The sequence below is a fragment of the Pengzhenrongella sp. genome (assembly GCF_036565025.1).
Taxonomy (GTDB): Bacteria; Actinomycetota; Actinomycetes; order Actinomycetales; family Cellulomonadaceae; genus Pengzhenrongella.
The window spans coordinates 1-4,107 of record NZ_DATCNW010000052.1; the positions used below are offsets into that span (position 1 = coordinate 1).

The following is a 4,107-nucleotide window of genomic DNA, read 5'->3' on the forward strand; positions in this document are numbered from 1 at the left end:
CATCAGGACCGCGTACAACCCGCCGTGGCCGGTGCCGAACGCGCCGGCCAGCGCCACCCCGAGCAGCGCGGCGCTCACGCCGACGACGGCGGCCCGGATCGCCCCGATCCGGGCCGCCGCGCGCAGGTGCGGGTCACGAACGGGGACGTGCGAACCGGCGACAAACATCACCAGCGCGAACCCGATCTGGGCCAGGAAGGCGAACGTGCCCTCGGAGGCGTCCAGCGCGCTGATCCCCGTCGGGCCCAGCACGATGCCGGCGATCAGCTCACCGAGAACGACCGGCAGGTTCCACCGCCGCGGCAGCGCGAGCAGCGGGCCGAGGATGCCGATCAGCGAGATCATGGCAAGGGTCCCGAAGGTCATCAAACGCCCCCCGTAATCGATGGCGATCATCCGATGCTGAGGCTAGCCGAAACCGGTGTCGGCCCGGCGTAACAGAGGACGGCCATGGGTGGACCGTGCTTGCGGTCGATCGGGACACCAGGCAATGGGCGGTCGCTCAGGGCGCCACCCAGGTGCGGACCGCCGAGCAGGCCTACCAGGAGCTCGACGAATCCCGCTGATCCCCGCTCGCGATCAGGTCGGCCGGCGCGGCGAACGGGGCGCCGAGCGCACCGAAGGTCGTCGCGGTCCGGGCCGCCCGCTCGCACCACAGCTCGACGTCCGCCACGACCGGGCGACGCTGCGCACCGTCACCGTGCCAGGTCACGAAGGACGAGGCGATCGGCACCGGTTCGGGAGCCGCGCGCACGGCGTCGAGGACGCGCATGAACGCACCCGTGTCCTGCACGTCGCACCGCAGGGTGGCCGAGGGGTCGCCGCGCACCGCGAGGAGGTCGGCGAGCAGGTCCGTCCGGTCACTCACCCGACTCCACTGCCCGGCAGGCGTGCGCACGACGATCCGGTCCGTCTCGTAGAACAGGTCCAGCTCCCCGTGCGTGCCCTGCACGAGGATCCGCGCCGGAAGATGTTCCGGCGCGCACAGCGTGAGGCCGAACCCGAAGCTGCGCCCGTCCCGCGACACGACGCGCACGCTCGAGGTGTCGTCCGCCTCGATCGCGTTCGCCCGGAAGAGCTCCGTCTCGACCGATTCGACGTCCTCCGCGCGGGTCACTCCCCCGACGCGCAGCGCGGTCGCCACCGCATGGGCAAGCGGGTTCGTCACCACGCCGTCGACGACGTCCAGACCGTCCATCCGGCGCCGCCCCGCCCAGGGCGCACGCGCCCAGTAGCCGGCGGTTCGCACCCACGTCCCGACCGCGCCGATCGCGGTGACCTCGCCGATCTCCCCACTCGCCACGATCCGGTCGATCTCCGCGAACACGTTCGACCCGAAGGTCTGGAAGCCCACCTGGCACCGGCGCCCGGTCTCCCGGGCGATCGCGACCAGGCGAGCGTGCTCGGCCAGCGAGATCGCGGGGGGCTTCTCGAGCATCACGTCGGAGCCGGCTCGCATCGCCTGCTCGGCGAGCGGCAGGTGCGTGGGGAGCGGGGTGGCGAGCACGACGACGTCGGGCGACGTCTCCTCGCGAGCGAGCAGCTCGTCGAGGGACGTGTACCGCCGTGCGTGCGGCGGTATGCCGTCACCGGCCTCTGGCGGACGCGGATCGGCCACCGCGCACAGCTCGGCGAGGCCCGCCGCAGCGAGATCGGCGATGCGCGGCAGGTAGGAGGCACCGAAGCCATGGGCTCCCACGAGTGCGATTCTCGACGGCTGGACGGCGGTTGGACGCGACACGATTCTCCTGGAGAACGACGGAAAGGCTCATGTTAGGCGAACCCGCCACCTGCATGTTCGTGGTCGGCAACCCCGCCTGGGGATGGGATCGTTCTGGGTCGAGAGCGTGCGCCGGCGTGGCCCCACGTTCGCTCGACCACGCACCGAGAGGCCCTTCCATCACCACGCACCGCAGGTCCGTCGCACCCAGTTCGACCTCACAATCCGTTGCGGCCGCCTCATGATGGGCGGGCATCACGCCATCAGCGGTGCGGCGGCGTGGATCGCGGTCACGGCGACCGTCCCGTTCACGCTCGGCCTCGAGCCGCTCCCGACCACGTCGGTGGTGCTCGGCTCCCTCGTGACCGCGGGCGCCGCGCTGCTGCCCGACGTCGACCACACCAGCGCCACGATCGCCCAGTCGGGCGGAATGTTCACGAAGGGCATCTCGTCCGCGGCCGGGGCGGCGTCGGGCGGGCATCGCCACGGGATGCACTCGATCCTCGCGGTCGCCGGCTTCACTGCCGGGACAATCTTCCTCGGCCGGTGGTGGGCGGTGCTGCCGAACCTCGGCAACGTTCCGGTCGGCTCGGCGCTGATGCTGCTCGCGCTCGTCGCGTGCGCCAACAAGGCGCTGAAGATCTCCCCGAAAGGGATCGCGCGGCTGTGGGTCAGCGCCGCGGTGGTCGTGCTCGCAGTCCTGAAGTACGCTCCCCACGAGCTGACCTGGCTGCCGACGTCGGTCATGGTCGGGGTCATCGTGCATCTGCTCGGCGACATGATCACGACCGGCGGGGTGCCGCTGCTGTGGCCCTGGGTCCCCAAGCCGCCCAACTTCCTGGACGACGTCCCCATCCTGTCCAGGATCTGGAAGCCCAACGGGAACCTCGCACTGCCGGTGCTCGGCAACGCCGGGTCGAAGCGTGAGTGGGTGCTGTGCATCGGACTCTCCGGATACACGGTCTACGGAATCGCGGCGACCACCGGAGTCCTCACCGCCTGAAAGTTGCCACCTCCGCGGGCCCGAGCCCTGCGGAGGTGACACTCGCGGCAGGTTGCTCACGCCGAGGCCCGGCGCCGTCGGGACCGCCGAGCTGCTCGCTGACGGGCAGGCCAGTGAGTGTGCCCTGTGCGTCGTGGCAGGCGACATCGATGATCGCGAACACCGCGAGCCGCTCGCGCCGGGGATGAGCCGGTTGTGCTCGAACGGACTCTGCCCGGCCTCGTGCTCGTCCTGGCCGGGGGGCCTCTGTCCGCGTGGTCAGCCGGGCGTGCCCGGCCCGCGCGGCTGCGATCATGGACCGTGGTGCTCAATGAGGACGATGGCGACCCCCAGGCGGCGGGGCCGATCAGCTGGCGCCGGGCCCTGGCGCACGTGGCCGGGTCTGCGTCCGGCCCGCCGGTGCAGGCCGGCCTGAGCGTGACCGTGCACTTCCACCCCGACCGCGTCGTCGGTGAGGTGCCCCTGCTCCAGCATCTGGTGGCGGACGGGCTCTACCGTTCCCAGTTCGAGACGGGCACCAGCAACGGAGGCCTGACCGCTCACCCCGGCGGGGACCGCTGGCGGTGGGAGCAGCGCATGTTCGCCGGCACCTACGACGACGCCCCGCCCGACCGCCGACCCAAGTACGGCTCGCTGAACCACCGCGGGCGTCCGGCGGGCGGCTCGGTGCGCTTCGGCTCGTCGCACCTGCGCCTGCGTCCCCATGTGCTGGAGCGCACGACGTTCTGCTACCCCGACTCGGTCACCGAGCCCACGGCCGTCGGTACCGCCGCGCATATGTCCCTGATCGCCCTGGCCGAGGCCGACGAGGTCGACGTCCTGGACGACTACATCGAGGCACAGGTGCACGGACCGCTACCGCTGGACCGCGACATCGAGGCCCTGGTGCTGGACCCCTCCTACCGAGGCACCGAGATCGAGGCCACAGCCGCGGCGCTGCCGTTCCCGGTGATCTGGCACCACGGGTTCCGGCTGCACGTCGATGTGCTCGCCGAGAACGGCGAATACCGCGGGGAGGAGGTCGTCCGAGCCGGCCGAGCGGTCGCCGAGGGCGACTGGCTGGACGCCCGCACCATCGGTGACGCTTCGCGCTCGGGTCGCCATGCCCCGCAGATCCTCAAGCGGCTGTGGCACTGCACCGCCAGGTTCGGCTACGCCTGGCCGGGTCGGTAGCAGCGCGCGCAGGCCGGGCCAGGCACAATGGTCGCAACTTAGGCCCCCCTGCCAGTCGCCCCCGAGCGGGGATCCTCCTCTGGATCCCGCCTGCGTGGACCTCAAGTTACGTCCATTGCGTGCGGGCCCGCCCCGAGCGGGAGCGATCCAGTTTTGGGAAGGTTTGGTGCGCCAGACGCACACATTCTTCCCAAAAGCCCGGCACCGAAGC

The 4,107-nt window shown here is 71.4% G+C and carries 4 protein-coding genes; 2 read left to right on the plus strand and 2 right to left on the minus strand.

All coding sequences use genetic code 11. The features are described 5' to 3' along the window. Together VIM26_RS02720 and VIM26_RS02725 are read right to left on the minus strand one after the other, a co-directional pair. A partial coding sequence (locus VIM26_RS02720) for a cation:proton antiporter (protein WP_331948783.1) occupies nucleotides 1-366 on the minus strand: 366 nt, incomplete at its 3' end. 172 nt (nucleotides 367-538) lie between these two features. Beyond that, on the minus strand, nucleotides 539-1,699 hold the full coding sequence (locus tag VIM26_RS02725) for a Gfo/Idh/MocA family oxidoreductase (RefSeq protein WP_331948784.1): 1,161 nt from the start codon (nucleotides 1,697-1,699) through the stop codon (nucleotides 539-541). 262 nt (nucleotides 1,700-1,961) lie between these two features. On the opposite strand from VIM26_RS02725, the gene VIM26_RS02730 reads away from it, so the two are divergent. Both VIM26_RS02730 and VIM26_RS02735 read left to right on the plus strand, forming a co-directional pair. Beyond that, the gene (locus tag VIM26_RS02730; RefSeq protein ID WP_331948785.1) at nucleotides 1,962-2,723 is read left to right on the plus strand and encodes a metal-dependent hydrolase; all 762 of its coding nucleotides are present in this window, start codon (nucleotides 1,962-1,964) and stop codon (nucleotides 2,721-2,723) included. Between the two features lie 195 nt (nucleotides 2,724-2,918). Continuing rightward, the gene (locus VIM26_RS02735) at nucleotides 2,919-3,896 is read left to right on the plus strand and encodes a DUF3626 domain-containing protein (protein ID WP_331948786.1); all 978 of its coding nucleotides are present in this window, start codon (nucleotides 2,919-2,921) and stop codon (nucleotides 3,894-3,896) included. The last annotated feature ends 211 nt before the right edge of the window (nucleotides 3,897-4,107 follow it).